General features: G+C 68.3%; 14 protein-coding genes and 2 tRNA genes. 10 read left to right on the top strand and 6 right to left on the bottom strand.

Annotated features, from left to right (window positions below):
- Positions 1–95: 95 nt before the first annotated feature.
- Positions 96–683: an ACP phosphodiesterase gene (locus tag GH681_RS09260; protein WP_153161191.1), complete on the top strand. Its 588-nt coding sequence runs from the start codon at positions 96–98 to the stop codon at positions 681–683.
- Between the two features lie 223 nt (positions 684–906).
- Positions 907–3,615, top strand: coding sequence for an ATP-binding protein (locus tag GH681_RS09255; protein WP_194271187.1), 2,709 nt, complete (start codon positions 907–909; stop codon positions 3,613–3,615).
- Between the two features lie 151 nt (positions 3,616–3,766).
- Here the strand turns inward: GH681_RS09255 and GH681_RS09250 are convergent.
- The 5 genes from GH681_RS09250 to GH681_RS09235 form a co-directional block, all read right to left on the bottom strand.
- Positions 3,767–3,843, bottom strand: a tRNA-Met gene (locus GH681_RS09250).
- Positions 3,844–3,953: 110 nt separating this feature from the next.
- The gene (locus tag GH681_RS09245) at positions 3,954–4,349 is read right to left on the bottom strand and encodes a hypothetical protein (RefSeq protein WP_153161189.1); all 396 of its coding nucleotides are present in this window, start codon (positions 4,347–4,349) and stop codon (positions 3,954–3,956) included.
- 118 nt (positions 4,350–4,467) lie between these two features.
- Positions 4,468–4,779: a DUF5710 domain-containing protein gene (locus tag GH681_RS09240; protein WP_153161188.1), complete on the bottom strand. Its 312-nt coding sequence runs from the start codon at positions 4,777–4,779 to the stop codon at positions 4,468–4,470.
- Positions 4,780–4,786: 7 nt separating this feature from the next.
- Positions 4,787–4,921 carry a hypothetical protein gene (locus tag GH681_RS23935; protein WP_255425183.1) on the bottom strand — a complete coding sequence of 45 codons (135 nt, stop codon included), beginning with the start codon at positions 4,919–4,921 and terminating at the stop codon, positions 4,787–4,789.
- Positions 4,922–5,047: 126 nt separating this feature from the next.
- A tRNA-Thr gene (locus GH681_RS09235) sits at positions 5,048–5,123 on the bottom strand.
- A 149-nt stretch (positions 5,124–5,272) separates the two neighbouring features.
- On the opposite strand from GH681_RS09235, the gene GH681_RS09230 reads away from it, so the two are divergent.
- The 8 genes from GH681_RS09230 to GH681_RS09195 all read left to right on the top strand — a co-directional run bounded on the left by GH681_RS09230 (position 5,273) and on the right by GH681_RS09195 (position 13,886).
- Positions 5,273–6,829, top strand: a complete 1,557-nt coding sequence (locus GH681_RS09230) for a histidine kinase (protein ID WP_153161187.1) — start codon at positions 5,273–5,275, stop codon at positions 6,827–6,829.
- Positions 6,826–7,467: a response regulator transcription factor gene (locus GH681_RS09225; RefSeq protein WP_153161186.1), complete on the top strand. Its 642-nt coding sequence runs from the start codon at positions 6,826–6,828 to the stop codon at positions 7,465–7,467. The genes GH681_RS09230 and GH681_RS09225 overlap by 4 nt, the downstream gene beginning before the upstream one ends.
- A 177-nt stretch (positions 7,468–7,644) precedes the next feature.
- Positions 7,645–9,387: a diguanylate cyclase gene (locus GH681_RS09220; RefSeq protein ID WP_153161185.1), complete on the top strand. Its 1,743-nt coding sequence runs from the start codon at positions 7,645–7,647 to the stop codon at positions 9,385–9,387.
- 56 nt (positions 9,388–9,443) lie between these two features.
- Positions 9,444–9,794, top strand: coding sequence for a hypothetical protein (locus GH681_RS09215; protein ID WP_153161184.1), 351 nt, complete (start codon positions 9,444–9,446; stop codon positions 9,792–9,794).
- 35 nt (positions 9,795–9,829) lie between these two features.
- The gene (locus tag GH681_RS09210) at positions 9,830–10,972 is read left to right on the top strand and encodes a hypothetical protein (protein ID WP_153161183.1); all 1,143 of its coding nucleotides are present in this window, start codon (positions 9,830–9,832) and stop codon (positions 10,970–10,972) included.
- Entirely contained in the window at positions 10,960–11,700 is a 741-nt protein-coding gene (locus tag GH681_RS09205) for a prepilin-type N-terminal cleavage/methylation domain-containing protein (RefSeq protein ID WP_153161182.1), read from the top strand. The genes GH681_RS09210 and GH681_RS09205 overlap by 13 nt, the downstream gene beginning before the upstream one ends.
- Before the next feature lie 129 nt (positions 11,701–11,829).
- Positions 11,830–13,137, top strand: coding sequence for an adenylate/guanylate cyclase domain-containing protein (locus tag GH681_RS09200; RefSeq protein ID WP_153161181.1), 1,308 nt, complete (start codon positions 11,830–11,832; stop codon positions 13,135–13,137).
- Between the two features lie 104 nt (positions 13,138–13,241).
- Positions 13,242–13,886 carry a prepilin-type N-terminal cleavage/methylation domain-containing protein gene (locus GH681_RS09195; RefSeq protein ID WP_153161180.1) on the top strand — a complete coding sequence of 215 codons (645 nt, stop codon included), beginning with the start codon at positions 13,242–13,244 and terminating at the stop codon, positions 13,884–13,886.
- A gap of 3 nt (positions 13,887–13,889) precedes the next feature.
- On the opposite strand, the gene GH681_RS09190 is transcribed toward GH681_RS09195, so the two are convergent.
- A complete protein-coding gene (locus GH681_RS09190) occupies positions 13,890–15,866 on the bottom strand; it encodes a cation:proton antiporter (RefSeq protein WP_153161179.1) in 1,977 nt (658 codons plus the stop codon).
- Positions 15,867–15,941 lie beyond the last annotated feature (75 nt).

Below are 15,941 nucleotides of genomic sequence, written 5' to 3'. Positions count from 1 at the left end.
CGGCCCGCGAAACCCTGCCCGACGCCCGCCCCAACGGCGCAAAATGACTGCCGCGGCCAACCGTCCGCGCCCCGTCGACTCCCCGCGCCACGCCCATGAACTACCTCGCCCACGCCTTTCTCGCCGGGCCGCTCGCCACCGACCGCATCGGCGGGGTGATCGGCGACTTCGTCAAGGGGCCGCTGCCGGCCGGGCTGGATGAGGCCCTCGCGGCAGGCGTCGCGCTGCATCGGCGCATCGACAGCTTTGCCGACGGCCACCCGGCCTTCCGTCGCAGCCGCGCCCGGATCAGCGACGCCCGGCGGCGGGTGAGCGGGGTGATGGTCGATATGTTCTACGACCACTTCCTGGCGCTGCACTGGCAGCAGTTCAGCCCCCGACCGCTCACCGACTTCACCGCCGAAACCTACCGGCTGATCGCCACCCACCCCGCCCCCCTGCCCGCCGGCTTCATGCCGGTCTTCGAACGCATGGCCACCCACGACTGGCTGGCCAGCTACCGGGACGCCGCCAGCGTCGCCCTCGCCCTGGACCGGATGGCGCGCTTCCGGCTGCGTCAGCCCAACCCGCTGGCGGGGGCTGGCGCCGAACTCCTGGAGGCGTTTGCCGGGCTCGAAGCCGACTTCTTCGCGTTTCTGCCCGACGCGCAGGCATTTGCCGCGCAGTTCAGAGCCCAGCGCTGAGCCCAGCCCGCCCGCCCCCGCGTGCGACGGGGGCCTAAACCTTTCATCGTCCGCGACCGTAATCGCTACATCGGGCCCACCGCGGGGCGTTGCAGTCATGGCCGCCGCAAAAACGCACGCCGCACGCACGGCACCGGTGCCCCCACCGCCCATCCCGACCACGATCGGGCCAATGGCAGCCCGCACCGGCAATCAAAATAAAGAAATCGTTGGAGAACACCTGATGACCGGCCTTTCATGGCAGTCGTTGAGAACAAGGCTGGTCGCCGGATCGCTCTGCGTTTCCGTCGCGTCGATCTGGATCGTGATGTTCGTGATCGGCAAGTATCTGCGCGCAGACATGGAATCGGCCATCTCGGCCCAGCAGTACTCGACGGTCTCCCTCATCGCCTCCGAAATCCACCGCTCGGTGAATGAGCGCAGCGTCATCCTGGACCGCCTCGCCCGGCACCTGGGCCGCCACGGCGACCTGCGCCGCGCCAGCCCCCAGGCACTGCTCGAATCCCAGGCCGGGCTCGACCCGCTGTTCAACTGGGGGGTCGTCGTGGTGGATGCGGACGGCCTAGCCCTGGCCAGCATACCGTCCTCCCTCGACCGCACCGGCACCGATTACGGCGACCTGCCGTTTCTGCCCGAGGTGCGAGACGCCGACAAGGCCGTCATCAGCCAGCCACGCGTCGGCAAACGCACCGGCGTCCCGGTCATCACCCTCGCCCTGCCGATCCGGGCGCCGGACGGGCGCTACCTGGGTGCAGTGTTGGGCGTCACCAACCTCAGCGAACCGAACTTCCTGGATCAGATCAGCACCGCCAAGTACGGCCACACCGGCGACTTCCTGGTTACCGACACCCGATCACGCACCTTCATTGCCTCGTCCGACAAGCGCCGGGTGATGCAGACCGGCCCCGCACCCGGGGTCAATCCGGTGTACGACCATTATCTCGGTGGGCACGAGGGCTCGGGTGTCGCGGTCAGCTCGCGGGGGGTGGAGGAACTGTCGTCGTCGGTCAGGATCGGCAACACCGGCTGGCTGATGCAGTCCGTCCTGCCCACCCAGGAAGCCTTCCTGGTCGTCCGGCAGATGCAGCAGCGGCTGCTCTTCTCGGCGGTGGCGCTGACCCTGCTGGCCAGCCTGATCGCCGGCTGGTGGGTGCGCCGGCAGCTGCAGCCGCTGGAGCGCTCCGCCGTGCTGCTCGACGAGATGCGCCAGGGCACGCGTCCGCGCCAGCCCCTCCCGGTCGGGCAGGACGACGAGATCGGCAAGCTGGCCAACGCCTTCAACGGGCTGCTCCAGTCCATCGTCGACCAGGAAGCCCTGCTCGCCAAGGTGGCCGCCACCGAACAGGTGCGCAAGATCCTCGCCCACGTCCCCGGCATGGTCTTTCAGTACTACCAGCACCCGAATGGCACCGGCGCCTTCCCCTTTGCCAGCGACGCGGTGCGCGAGATCTACGGGGTCAGCCCCGAGGTGGTGGAATCCGACGCCACCAGCATCCGGGAGCTCCTCGTCCCCGACGACCGTGAGCGCTTCTTCAGCTCGCTCCACCAGTCGGCCACCAGCATGGAACGCTGGCTCGTGGACTACCGCATTCGCCACCCCGACGGCCAGATCAAGTGGCTGCACGTGGACGCCATGCCCGAACGGGGCGAGGACGACCGGATCGTCTGGTACGGCTTCGTGACCGACGTGACCGCCACCAAGGCCCTCGAACACGAGCTGGAGCTGCACCGCACCCACCTGGAGGTGCTCGTCCAGGAGCGCACCGAGCAGCTCGAAGTCGCCCGCAACGCCGCCGAATCGGCCAACGTGGCGAAGAGCACCTTCCTCGCCAACATGAGCCACGAGATCCGCACCCCGCTCAACGCCATCACCGGCATGGCCTTCCTGATGCACCGCACCGGCGTCACCCCCGAGCAGGCCGACCGGCTCACCAAGATCGAGGCCGCCAGCAGCCACCTGCTGGAGATCATCAATGCCATCCTCGACCTCTCCAAGATCGAGGCCGGCAAGCTCACCCTCTGCGCCGAGCACATCCGGATCCCCACGCTGCTCGCCAACGTGGCGTCGATCATGCACGACCGCGCCACCGACAAGGGCCTCCAGCTGTGCATCGACGCCCCGGCCGACCTGCCGGGCGTCGTCGGCGACGAGACCCGCATCCAGCAGGCCCTGCTCAACTACGTGGGCAACGCCATCAAGTTCACCCAGCGGGGCAGCGTCACCATCGGGGTGAAGATCGAAGCCGACGCGGGCGCGCAGGTGCGCGTGCGCTTCGAGGTGCGCGACACCGGCATCGGCATCCCCGCCGAGGCCCTCGACAAGATCTTCGAATCCTTCGAGCAGGCCGACAGCTCCACCACCCGCGAATACGGCGGCACCGGCCTCGGGCTGGCGATCACCAAGCGGCTGGCCGAACTGATGGGCGGCACCGTGGGCGTCAGCAGCGCGCCGGGCGAAGGCAGCACCTTCTGGTTCACGGCCCTGCTCGACAAGGGCGCCGAGGGCGCAGACGACCACGACCTGCCATCGCTTCACCAGGCCGAGGCCGCCCTCATGGCGATCGCCCAGGGCAAATCGGTGCTGCTCGTCGAAGATGAGCCGATCAGCCAGATGGTGGCAGAGGAACTCCTCGTCACCGTCGGGCTGGAGGTCGATACCGCCGACAACGGCCAGCAGGCCGTCGCCAAGGCCGCAGCCAAGGCCTACGACCTGATCCTGATGGACATGCAGATGCCCAAGATGGACGGTCTCTCTGCCACCCGCGCCATCCGCCTGCTCCCGGAACGCCAGACCGTCCCCATCCTCGCCATGACGGCCAACGTCTTCAGCGAGGACAAGGCCAACTGCCTTGGCGCCGGGATGAACGATTTCCTGCCCAAACCGGTCGTGCCGGAACGGCTGTACTCGGCCCTGCTGCACTGGCTGGGGTAACCAGGCCGGACCGCCCGGCACGCGGCGATCGCCCCGGATGCGGAACCCAGCGCCCGGCGCACCCAACAAAGCCACCGAACCCGGCGCCAAAAGCGCGAGCAAAAGCAAAAAGGCCAAACCACCTGAGTGATTGGGCCTAGACGCTTGAAACTGGTTGCGGGGGCAGGATTTGAACCTGCGACCTTCGGGTTATGAGCCCGACGAGCTGCCAGACTGCTCCACCCCGCGTCGGAGAAACGCCATATTAGACAAGTCGAACTACTGCGTCAAGCTTTTTTTGCATCATCACCATCAGGCGGTCGGATTCGTCATCAGGAAAGCCCGCCAACGCCGCGGCTTCAGCCCCGTGTCGACGTCTTGTCCGGCGCCTGCAGGAGCGCCGTTGTCGGCAGCCAGCCAAAGGTCTGGGCGGTATAGACCGACGCGCACAGGCTCAGGAAGTTGCGAAAGAGATCCACCGGCTGCCGATCCATCGAATCGGTAAAGTCGAACTGGCTCCCGAACATGTGGAACTCGCCGCAGATGCTGTTGAAGAGGGTGTCGAAGAAGGCATCGCGGCGAGCCTCCGGCGCCTTTTCGGTGACAAGCTGCTGGAGTAGCGGCCCATACGTGACCTTGGCCAGGGATTTGACGCTGCGGGCAAAATCGTCGGCGCGGTCGTCGGGGAAGTTCACCATCGTGATCTTGAATGACCGACCGTCCTTGGGATGTTTGGCGTGAATACGGATCTGCATGGTCGCGGCTGACAGCTGGGGGCCATTACTTAACGACCCCGGCCGGACGAGCTTGATGCCGGAATACCCGAAACGCGTCGCCTCACCCCCGATGCAAGGCGACCGCGGCCCCGCCCAGTTAGGCCGGCGCGCGCCAGCCCCGGGCCTCGACCACCGGCCCGCACGCCGCACAGCCCACCCACGGCAGGCAGTCGCAGTGCAGTTCGAAGTAGCGCGGCCCGGTCTGCACCTGCGCCGCTTTCGTGCGGACGGCTGGCGCCGGCTTCGCGGCGGCCTCCACCAGATCCCCCTGGGCCGGCAGCCAGCGCTCGAAGGCCGCGAGATTGGGAACGCTCTGGACGTACCACAGCTTCTTCGCCGGATCCCAGCGCGCGCCCAGGCGCTTGGCTTCGTCCTTCTCGGCAAACGGTACGCGCAGATAGGTTTTCATGGCGGGGTCACTTTCCAGTCAGGCGCGACGAAAGCCGGCGCCGCTTTTCAGCGCCCTGCCGGCTTTGCCGCATGTCGATCACAAACGATGCCACCGCCACCAGCGCGACGACGACGCATCCGCCGATGATGATGTAACCCACGATTCCATGCATTTCAGGATGCAGAGTTGATGCTGGAGGAAGAAGAAAAGCCGGGCGGACTCTTCCGCCGCGCGAGCCCAATGAAAAAGCCGACCCAGACGGATCGGCCTATCTCCTTGAATCCAATGGTGCCGGTGAAAGGAATCGAACCCTCGACCTTCGCATTACAAGTGCGCTGCTCTACCAACTGAGCTACACCGGCAGATCGCCGCCTTCCGGCCACGCCGGAAACATCCCGATATGCATGGACGGCAAAGGCCGGCCTGAACTATCCTTGGGAGTGGCGCAGGCCCCGGCGAGGGCCGGATTATAAACACAAAGCGACCCAACCACGCAGCCCCTACTCAGCGCATGTCTACCGCCCAGAAGCCGGACGTCCCCAGCCTCTCTCCTGTCGGCCCGGCCAAGCCACCGATCCGCCTGCTTTTCATCGAAGACTCCGAAAACGACGTCATCCTGCTGCTGCATCGCTTCCGTAACGCAGGCTACGCCCCCACCTACCTGCAGGTGGCGTCCGAGGAAGGCCTGCTCGAAGCCCTGCAGCGCGAGAGCTGGGACGTCATCCTGTGCGATCACAACCTGCCGGGCTTCAATGCCCAGGCGGCCCTGCGCCGGACGCAGGAGCTCGGCGTCGATCTGCCCTTCATCATCGTTTCCGGGGTGATGCAGGAAGACGAGGCCATTGCCGCGATGCGCGCGGGCGCCCACGACTATCTCAGCAAGAACAAGCTCGACCGCCTGGTGCCCGCCGTCGAGCGCGAGATGCGCGAAGTCGTCAACCGCCGCGAGAAGCGCCAGGCCGAACAGACCCTGCGCCAGAGCGAGGCACGCCTGCGCGCCCTCACCGACAACATCCCCGGCGTGGTCTTCCAGATGGGCTACACGCCGGACGGCATGCTCGGCTTTCAGTATCTGTCCGAAGCCGCAACCATGCTCTTCGGCACCTCGGCCGAGGAGCTCATCGGCAGCTCGGCCGGCTGGATGAACTGGCTGCTCAACGAAGACCTGCCCGGCTTCATGGAGGCCGCCAGCGTGTCGGCCGAGAACCTCTCCACCCTCAACTGGGAAGGCCGCATCCAGCTCTCCACCGGCGAGCAGAAGTGGATCAACCTGCGCAGCTCGCCGCGCCTGTCCGAGATGGGCGCCGTGGTGTGGGAAGGCGTGATGTGGAACATCACCCACAGCAAGCACGTCGAGGCCGACCTGCGCGAATCCCGCAGCCAGCTCGCAGCCCTCTCCAATCACCTGCAACGCATCAAGGAAGAAGAGCGCGAACGCATCGCGCGGGACGTGCACGACGTGCTTGGTGGTACCCTCGTTGCCATGAAGTTCGAGATGTCCCTCCTCGAGGCCAAACTTGACGTGAACCTCGCCCAGGCCCGCGAGCGCGCCCGCAACGTGGGGCGGATGGTGGATGACGCCATCGCCACCGTGGGGCGCGTCACCCGCGAGCTGCGGCCGGGCATCCTCAAGGATTTCGGCCTCGCCGCGGCGATCGAATCCCAGGGCGAGGACTTCGCCCAACGGACAGGCATCGCCTGTAACATTCTTTGTACCGACCACGACCTCGACCCGGACTACGATACGGCCCTGGCTTTCTTCCGGGTGTTCCAGGAAGCGCTGACCAACGTCAGCAAGCACGCAGGCGCGACCGAGGTGAACGTGAGACTCATGCAGGAAGGTGACGAAGTGGTGCTCGAGATCGCCGACAACGGCTGCGGCCTCGACGCGACCGATCTGCAGAAGCCCCGCTCCTTCGGCCTGCGGGGCATCCGCGAACGGCTGGCCAGTCTCGGCGGGCGCCTGGATCTCACCGACATCCAGCCCCACGGGACCCGCCTCGCCCTGCGCGCGCCCCTTCTGCCGGCCTCACCGGACGAGCCCAACCCCACCAGGAGCCTTGCATGAGCAAGCCCATCCGCGTACTGATCGCCGACGATCACGCCATCGTCCGCCAGGGCCTGCGCCAGATCCTCTCCGACACCGCCGATCTCACCGTGGCCGGCGAAGCCGAAAACGGCGTGCAGGCCGTGCAGCTGGTGCGCTCGGGCGAATGGGATGTGGTGCTGATGGACGTCTCGATGCCCGACCGCAACGGCATCGACGCCCTCAAGATCATCAAGAAGGAATTCCCGCGCCTGCCGGTGCTCATCCTCAGCATGTATCCCGAAGAGCAATACGCGATCCGCGCCCTCAAGGCCGGCGCGGCGGGCTACCTCACCAAGCAGAGCGCGCCGGAACTCCTCGTCACCGCAATCCGCCAGGTGGCCAGCGGCAAGAAGTACGTCAGCCCGTCCCTCGCCGAAGAGCTCGCCAACGCCATCGGCGAAGACAGCGAACGGCCGCCCCACGAAAAGCTCTCGGATCGCGAGTATCAAACCCTGTGCATGATCGCCTCCGGCAAGACGCCCACCGAGATCGCCGAGGCCCTCAACCTCAGCGTCAAGACCGTCAGCGTCTATCGCGCACGTCTCCTCGAGAAGATGAACCTGCGCAACAACGCCGAACTCACCCACTACGGGCTCAAGCACGGCCTGGCCGAATAGCCGCCGGGTTTCATTTTTTCGTTTTTTTTCTGCGACGGCCGCGCCCGACAGCCTCAAGGCATGTGGGGCACGGCCGTTATTCAACGGGCTTACCAGAAGCGCCGTCACCCACCCTCACCCGGCACCGGGGCCTGAGATGAAGATGGCAGCTCGCAAACCGCCCAGCGCAGACACGCCATGAACGAACCCAGCCATCCCTCGGACATCGCCCGCGAAGCCTTCCGTCAACTGGCCCTGCGCCGGATCGCCCCCACTCCCGACAACTACCAGACCCTCTACCACGAGATCGCCGGCACCCCCGCCGACGAAGCCTTCCCCGAGCGCGCCCTCAAGCAGATCGCCGCCTCCCTGCCCCGGCACAACCACGAAGCCCTGCGCATCGCTCGGGATTTCGACACCGCCGTTGCCCAGGCCGACTGGGCCGGGCTCGGCGCGGCCATCACCAACGCCATCGCCGCCACCGACAGCCAGGGCATCAACTGGGGCAGCCTGCTGCGCGACCTGATCGCCGAATGGGACCGACGCCAGGCCGGCCTCACCCAGGCCCGCAAGCGCGAGATGCTCGACCGCGTGCTGAGCGCCTCCGGCACCAACCCGGAACGCCTCGCCGAAAGGCTCCAGGGCCTGCTGCGGGCATGGAGCCGCAACGCCGACGACGACGAGCCGCCGGCCCCGATCGGCGATCTTGCCCCGCCGGCCCCCGTCGATCGCACCAATCCCGCCACACCGGCCGTTGCCGAGATGCTGGCCGCCCTGCTCGACAGCATCGCCAGCCAGGCCCGCCCCGCCGACGCCGATTTCGCCACCGAAGCCCGCGAGCTGGCCGTCGCCCTGCGCCAGCAGCCGCTCCGCCTTCCCGCCGACGCGCTGCAGCAGCGTCTCGACAAGCTGCGCGCCGGCCTCGAATGGGCCACCGAAGACCAGCACGCCCTGCGCGACGCCCTCCAGCGCGTGCTCCAACTCATCCTCGAGAACATCGGCGAGCTGGTGGTGGACGACCGCTGGCTCCACGGCCAGATCACCCTGATGGGCGAGATGTTCGCCCACCCCCTCGACGTGCGCGTGCTGGGCGAACTCGAAAGCCGCCTGCGCGACGTGATCGACCGCCAGAGCGCCATCAAGCTGGAGCTCTCCGACGCCCAGCTGCGCCTCAAGGAGATGCTCTCGCGCTTCGTCGATCGCCTCGGCGAATTCACCGATTCCACCGGCGACTACCACGCCAAGATCGAACGCTCCGCCGAACGCATCGCCGCCGCCCAGGACATCGCCGAGCTCACCGACGTGATCGCCGACGTGATGCGCGAGACCCGCAGCGTGCAGGCCTCCACCGCCCGCTCCCGGGACGAGCTCGTCGCCCTGCGCAGCCGCGTGGACGAAGCCAACACCGAGATCACCCGCCTCCAGCACGAACTCGAGCAGACCAGCGAGCTCATCCGCCACGACCCGCTCACCGGCGTCCTCAACCGCAAGGGCCTCGACGAAGCCCTCGCCCGCGAGACCGCCTTCGCCCAGCGCCGCGGCACGCCTCTGTGCCTCGGGCTGCTCGACATCGACAACTTCAAGCAGATCAACGACATCCACGGCCACCAGACCGGCGACGAGGCGCTCCAGCACCTCACCGAGGTCGTCCGCGAGAACATCCGCCCGCAGGATTCCGTCGCCCGCTACGGCGGCGAAGAGTTCGTCATCCTGCTCCCCGACACCGGCCTCGAGGCCGCCGTAGCCGCCCTCGTCCGCCTGCAACGCGCCCTCACCAAGCGCTTCTTCCTGGCCCGTCAGCAAAAGCTGCTGATCACCTTCAGCGCCGGTGTCGCCCAGTTGCTCGAAGGGGAAGACCCCGAGCAGGCCCTCGACCGCGCCGACAAGGCCATGTACATCGCCAAACGCTCCGGCAAGAACCGCGTCCTCGCCGTCCACTGACAGCCGCCGGGTAGGCTGCGCGGCGCAGACTATGCTAGATTTATGGGCTTATGCGCATGTTCTCCACCCACGCCGCGGCGCTTGCCGCCCTGGCCGTCACCCTGCCGCTCCTTTCCGGCCCCGCAGCCCGGGCTGAATCCCTCGGCCGGCTGTTCCACACCCCAGCCGAACGCGCCCGCATCGACCGCCCCCCGCAGCCCGACGCCACGCCAGCCCCGCCGCCGCGCCTTGACGGCATCATCACCCGCAGCGCCGGCAGGCCCGTGATCTTCGTCGACGGCCAGGCCACCCCCGCCGACACCCGCCAGGTCCGCATCGACGACGCCAGCGCCCGCGTGACCACCCCGGACGGCCGGCACCACCTGCTGCGCGTCGGCGACTCCCCCCTCAACACCGGCGCCCCCTGATGCGCACCGGGCCCGCCCGGCGCCGGCAACGGGGGATGCTCCTGCCCGCCCTGATCGTGCTCCTCGCCGTGGGCGGCCTTGGCTGGCTGCTGTCGCGCCAGGACAGCGCCGCCCACCGGGATCTCATCCGCGAGGCCCGCACCGCCGACGCCCTCGCCACCGCCCGCGAAGCCCTCCTCGGCTACGCCGCCACCTACCGCAACCGGGAGCATGCCAACGCCGACTTCGGCTACCTGCCCTGCCCCGACCTCGACGGCGACGGCTCGTCCGAAACCTGCGGCACCAAGGGCCAGACCAGCATCGGCCGGCTGCCCTACCTCACCCTCAACCTGCCCGACCTGCGCGACGGCAACGGCGAATGCCTGTGGTACGCCGTCTCCGGCAGCTTCAAGAACAACCCCAAGCCCGACGCCCTCAACAGCGACAGCACCGGCAGCTTCCAGCTCATCGACGACGCAGGCGCCACCCGCCCCCTTGCCGGCGACCAGAGCGGCCGCGCCGCGGCCCTCGTCATTGCCGCTGGCGCCCCACAGGCAGGCCAATCCCGCAGCGCCGGCCCGGCCCGCTGCGGCGGCGACTCCGAAGCCCGCCAGGTGCGCGAATACGTCGAAGCCCTCGAAGCCGCCGACGCCCACGGCATCACCCCCGTCCGCACCAGCGCCGGCAACGACCGCCTGGCGGCGATCACCACCGACGACATCTACCGCCAGCTCAAACGCCGGCCCAGCTACGCCGGCTGGCTGCAGCAGGTAATCCAGGCCAGCGCCGACTGCCTCGCCAGCCTGCCCGCGGCGGTGGCGCCGGAGCGCGTCGGCCCGGTCGAACTCGGCCGCCTGCCCGCGCTCGACAAGCTCACCGGCACCTGCCGCAACGAAACCCTGCGCGACGCCGTCGCCAACTGGGCCGAGGCCATGCGCTACGCCCGCTGCGCAGACGGCACCGACTGCCTCGCCGGCATCGGACGGCGCTGCCGCGGCGCGCTGATCTTCGGCGGCGAACGTGCAGACGCCAGCCAGCGCAGGGTTGATCCCGCCGACCGCCTCGTCACCCGCAACTATCTCGAAGCCGACACCCTCGCCGCCCTCGCCAGCGGCCAGCTCGGCAGCCTGCCCACCACTTTCGCCATCCCTGCGCCCGACCGCCCGGCCAGCGCCGACATCGCCCTATGCATTCCGTGAACCACCCCGCAACGCCCCGGCGCCACCGCGGCTTCACCCTCGTCGAGATGGCCGTCGTGCTGCTCGTCCTCACCCTCCTCGCTGGCGGGCTCACCGTCGGGTTGTCGGCCCACCTCGCCCGCCGGGCCGAAGCCGTCACCGACGACGCCCTCGGCGAAGCCCGCGACGCGCTGCTCGGCTTCGTGGTGCGCAAGGGCTACCTCCCCTGCCCCGCCAAAAGCGCCACCGACGGCGCCGAAGACCGCGTGAGCCCCACCGCCTGCCGCAAGCAGAATGGCCTGCTGCCCTGGGCCACCCTAGGCATCGCCGGGCTGGACGGCTGGTCCCGCCGCCTCCGCTACGCCGTCGCCGCGCCATACGTGCAGCCGATCCGCAACGTCGTGACGGGCGAAAAGGCCAACCTCGCCGATGGCGATCTCGACATCAAGACCCGCAATCTCGACGGCGCCGAGCTCTTCCTCACCACCGACGGCGGACGCAGCCCCGCGGTGATCCTCTCCCACGGCGCCAACGGCCTCGGCGCCACCGACCAGCAGGGCAACGCACTCGCCGCGCCCCCCGAAGGCAGCGACGAAGCCCGCAACGCCAGCGCCGATGGCAAGCTGTTCTTCAGCCGGCCCGCCTCCGACAATCCCGCAGCGCCCGGCGGCAGCTTCGACGACCGCGTCACCTGGCTGTCGCCCAACCTGCTCGCCCACCGCCTCATCAGCGCCGGCACGCTGCCCTGAGCCCCGCCCTGCGGATGCACCGTGCTGCGCACTACGACACACATCCCGACAATCAGCCCGGTGCAGCGGCTTGACCCCCGTTTCCCGCAGACGTGAAACTTGTCACGGTTCACTTCCGCAGGAAATCCGATGCCGGAGCCCTGGCTCTATCCCCCGCCCGGCCATCCAGTCCGCCGCTTTCTCAGGGCGATCCTGGACATCGGCGCGCACCCCGACGACGACGACGAAGCCAGCATCAGGAAAATCCGCCTGAATCTGGCCAGCGTGCTTTTTGCCACCGCAGCCCTGGTCTGGCTGGCGGGGAATCTGCTCGTGGACGGCAACCCGATGGCGCTCGCCGTCGCGGCGGTGCCCGTGCTCGCCGGGATCAACCTGCTGCTTTTCAGGCGGCACCGGCGCGGCGGCCTGTACGGCCCGCTGCAGCTGGGCCTGATGCTGACCTTCCCCTTTGCGGCCCAGGCGCTCCTCGGGCCGACGCCGGCCACCGCCGGGCTGCCCGTGTGGGCCATCCTCGCGCCCACCGCCGGCCTGCTGTGTCTCGGGGGAAAAGGGTCCGCGCCGTGGTTTGCTGGCTTTGTCGCGATCACGCTCGCCGCCGGCGCCCTGCTGCCGACGACCGCCCAGCCCTCCGCCCTCGCCCTGGCCTGCCACGTGACGCTCGTGGCCCTGGTGATCTACGTCCAGCTGCGCTTTGCGATGGGCCAGCGCAACAAGACCCGCGAACGCCTCGCCGACGCCCACCGCCAGCTACGCCTCGCCCAGGAGCGCTCCGAGCGCCTGCTGCTGAACATCCTGCCGGCTCCCATCGCCGCCCGCCTCAAGGACAACACCAGCACCATCGCCGACGGCCACCCGGAGGTGGTGGTGATGTTCGCCGACATCGTGGATTACACCCGCATCGCCAGCGGCATGACGCCCAAGGCGGTCTTCGAGATGCTCAACCGGATCTTCTGCCGCTTCGACGAGCTGTGCGAACAGCACGGCCTCGAACGCATCAAGACCATCGGCGACGGCTACATGGTGGCCGGCGGGCTGCACGCCCACCCGATCGAACCCCACGCGGCGATGGCCACCCTGGCCCTCGACATGCAGGCCACCCTGCGCAACCACGACTTCACCGACGGGCTCGAACTCGAGGTGCGCATCGGCATCGCCTCCGGCCCGGTGGTGGGAGGTGTGGTGGGCCGCGCCAAGTTCATCTACGACCTGTGGGGCGACACCGTCAATCTCGCCTTCCGCCTGTGCACCGAGGGCGAGCCCAGCACCATCCAGTGCGACAGCCGCGCGTTCGAACGCCTGCACGGCGCCTTCGCCTTCGCCAAGCCGATCCTCCTGATGCTCAAGGGCAAGGGCTACGTGCCGGTGTATCGCCTGCAAGGCCCGCGGATCTTCGCCGCCCCGGCGGCGACGGTCATCCAGCCGACGCGGGCCACCTGAGGCCATTGGCATTCACCGGCAAGCCAATCTGCATTAGAATACCCGTACTGTATCAATAGACATTGCCTTGCACGCGCCGTGCAGGGCTGCTCACGGGAGGCTAAATGAAGGTTCGGCAACAGGGCTTCACCCTGGTTGAAATCGCGGTCGTGCTGGTCATCATCGGGTTGCTGCTCGGCGGCATCCTGAAAGGGCAGGAGCTCATCAACAGCGCCAAGGTGAAGAACGTCATCGGCGATTTCCGCAACACCGCCACCTACATCTACGCCTACCAGGACCGCTTCCGCGCCCTGCCCGGCGACGACGCCGGCGTTGCCAACCGGCTGACCGGCGCGGTGCGCGCCACCACCGGCGGCACCTCCGGCAACGGGCGGATCGACGGCGCCTGGAACTCCACCACCGCCACCGACGAAACCGTGCTCTTCTGGCAGCACGTGCGCCTCGCCAACCTGGCCAGCGGTGACAGCCGCAATCCGGGCGCCGAAGGCGTGGTGATCGCCGACTGGCTGCCCCGCAATGCCTTCAGCGGGCGCATCGGCGTCACCAGCGCCAGCCCGCTCGCCGGCTGGGGCGGGAGCTTCTTCATCTGCCAGGAAAACCTCGCCGGCACCTTTGCCCGGCAGGTGGATATCGCGATGGACGACGGCCTGCCAGCCACCGGCACCGTCCGCCTGCTGTCGGGCGGCGCGGCTGTTGCCCAGGCCGATCTAAACGACGCGACGGTCTATACCGTGTGCGCCGCCTACTGAGGCTCAGACGCCCTTCAGCAGCCGGGTCTCGGCGCTGGATATCTGCGACGGCGTGCCCAGCAACACCAGCACGTCTTCCAGCTCAAGCCGCGTCTCGGGCACCGGGTCGACCACCCGGATGCGCTGACGCCGCACCGCGGTGATCTCCACGCCCAGCTCCTTCAGGCGCAGCTCGGCGAGACTCTTGCCGATCGCGTAGGCGCCAGCGTCCAGCGGCACCGAGTGCAGACGCACCTGCTGGCGCTCCTCGAGGGATTCCTCATGCAGGTGCTCGCCGCCCCGGTAGATGCCGCGCAGCAGGTGGTAGCGCTCGGCGCGGATCTCGCGGATGCGCTTGAGGATGCGCGGCAGCGGAATCCCCACCAGCGCCAGCGCGTGGGAGGCCAGCATCAGCGACGACTCCACCGACTCCGGCACCACCTCGGCGGCACCGGCCTCCTGCAGCCTTTCCAGGTCCCGCTCGTCGGCGGTGCGCACCACCACCGGCACGTCCGGCCGGCAGGCCCGGACCATGCTCATCGCCCGCAGCGCCGCGTCGGTATCGGCATAGGTGATGACCACCACCGACGCCCGGGCGATGCCCGCCGCCATCAGCGTCTCGCGCTTGGCCGCATCGCCGAACACCACCGTCTCGCCCGCCGCGGCGGCTTCGCGCACCCGCTCCGGGTCGAGATCCAGCGCGATGTAGGTGATGCCCTCCTGCTCCAGCAGGCGCCCGAGGTACTGGCCGTTCCGGCCGAAGCCGCACAGGATCGCGTGCTTGTCCACGAACATCGACTGGGTGGCGATGCTGGTGAGCTGCAGCGAGCGGCTCATCCACTCCGACGGCACCAGACGCAGCACGATCTTCTCGCTGGCCTGCACGATCAGCGGCGCCAGCAGCATCGACAGCACCAGCGCCGCCACCACCACCTGCGACAACGCCGCAGGCAGCAGCCTGGCCTCGTCAATCTGCGACAACAGCACAAAACCGAACTCGCCCCCCGCGCAGAGCCACAGGCCGGTACGCGCCGCGGTGCCCTGGGGGCTGCCCAGCAGGCGCGACGCCGCCCCGGCGATCAGGAACTTGCCCACCAGCAGCGCCGCCAGCATGGCCAGCACCGCTGGCAGGCTGAGGATGATCTGCCCCACGTCGAGGAACATCCCCACCGTGACGAAGAACAGCCCCAGCAGCACGTCGCGGAAAGGCTTGATGTCTTCTTCCACGTGGTAGCGGTATTCGGTCTCGGAGATCAGCATCCCCGCCAGGAAAGCCCCCAGCGCCAGCGACAGCCCGACGATCTCGGTCAGCCACGCCAGCCCGAGGGTGATCAGCAGCACGTTGAGCATGAACAGCTCGGCCGACTTCTGGCGCGCCACGTAGAAGAACCACGTCCGCATCACCCGCTGGCCGAAGAACAGCACCAGCGAAAGCAGCGCCACCGCCTTGGCCGTCGCCAGCGCCAGGGTTTCGAACAGCGCATCGGCCGGCCCCGACAACGCAGGGATCAGGATCAAGAGCGGCACCACCGCCAAATCCTGGAACAGCAGCACGCCGATGGTCTCGCGGCCGTGCTTGGAATCCAGCTCAAGGCGATCCGAAAGCAGCTTGGAGAGGATCGCCGTGGACGACATCGCCAGCGTGCCGCCCAGCGCAAAACCGGCGCCCCAGCCCAGCCCGCCGATGCGCCCGGCGATCATCGCCAGCACGATCGACGCCAGCACCTGCATCGCCCCCAGCCCGAACACGATGCGCTTCATGCTGTACAGCCGCGGCAGCGAGAACTCCAGCCCGATGGTGAACATCAGGAACACCACGCCGAACTCGGCGAGGTAGCGCGCGCCGCCGGTATCCGGCATCAGGTTCATCGCGTGGGGCCCGACGGCCGCACCGACCATCAGGTAACCGAGCACCGGCGGCAGGTTGAGCGACCGGAAGATTCCGACCACCAGCACTGCGCCGGCAAGAAGGGCGAGCACAAGCTCGAGGGTATTGACCATGGAAGGCAGCAAGGGGCGCCCGGGACGGGCGGAATAGTCGATCTGATATACTCCTGAGCCCGATTATACCCACGC

This window comes from Zoogloea sp. 1C4 (genome assembly GCF_009469605.1).
GTDB lineage: Bacteria > Pseudomonadota > Gammaproteobacteria > Burkholderiales > Rhodocyclaceae > Zoogloea > Zoogloea oryzae.
This window is presented reverse-complemented; position numbering and strand designations above follow the sequence as displayed.

Bases quoted from the DNA above. Each gene is read 5' to 3' on its own strand.
- GH681_RS09240 (WP_153161188.1), bottom strand. From the start codon at position 4,779: ATGAAAACCTATCTGCGCGTACCGTTTGCCGAGAAGGACGAAGCCAAG.
- GH681_RS09260 (WP_153161191.1), top strand. From the start codon at position 96: ATGAACTACCTCGCCCACGCCTTTCTCGCCGGGCCGCTCGCCACCGAC.
- GH681_RS09245 (WP_153161189.1), bottom strand. From the start codon at position 4,349: ATGCAGATCCGTATTCACGCCAAACATCCCAAGGACGGTCGGTCATTC.
- GH681_RS09255 (WP_194271187.1), top strand. From the start codon at position 907: ATGACCGGCCTTTCATGGCAGTCGTTGAGAACAAGGCTGGTCGCCGGA.
- GH681_RS09220 (WP_153161185.1), top strand. From the start codon at position 7,645: ATGAACGAACCCAGCCATCCCTCGGACATCGCCCGCGAAGCCTTCCGT.
- GH681_RS09195 (WP_153161180.1), top strand. From the start codon at position 13,242: ATGAAGGTTCGGCAACAGGGCTTCACCCTGGTTGAAATCGCGGTCGTG.
- GH681_RS09225 (WP_153161186.1), top strand. From the start codon at position 6,826: ATGAGCAAGCCCATCCGCGTACTGATCGCCGACGATCACGCCATCGTC.
- GH681_RS09190 (WP_153161179.1), bottom strand. From the start codon at position 15,866: ATGGTCAATACCCTCGAGCTTGTGCTCGCCCTTCTTGCCGGCGCAGTG.
- GH681_RS09210 (WP_153161183.1), top strand. From the start codon at position 9,830: ATGCTCCTGCCCGCCCTGATCGTGCTCCTCGCCGTGGGCGGCCTTGGC.
- GH681_RS09200 (WP_153161181.1), top strand. From the start codon at position 11,830: ATGCCGGAGCCCTGGCTCTATCCCCCGCCCGGCCATCCAGTCCGCCGC.
- GH681_RS09215 (WP_153161184.1), top strand. From the start codon at position 9,444: ATGTTCTCCACCCACGCCGCGGCGCTTGCCGCCCTGGCCGTCACCCTG.
- GH681_RS09230 (WP_153161187.1), top strand. From the start codon at position 5,273: ATGTCTACCGCCCAGAAGCCGGACGTCCCCAGCCTCTCTCCTGTCGGC.
- GH681_RS09205 (WP_153161182.1), top strand. From the start codon at position 10,960: ATGCATTCCGTGAACCACCCCGCAACGCCCCGGCGCCACCGCGGCTTC.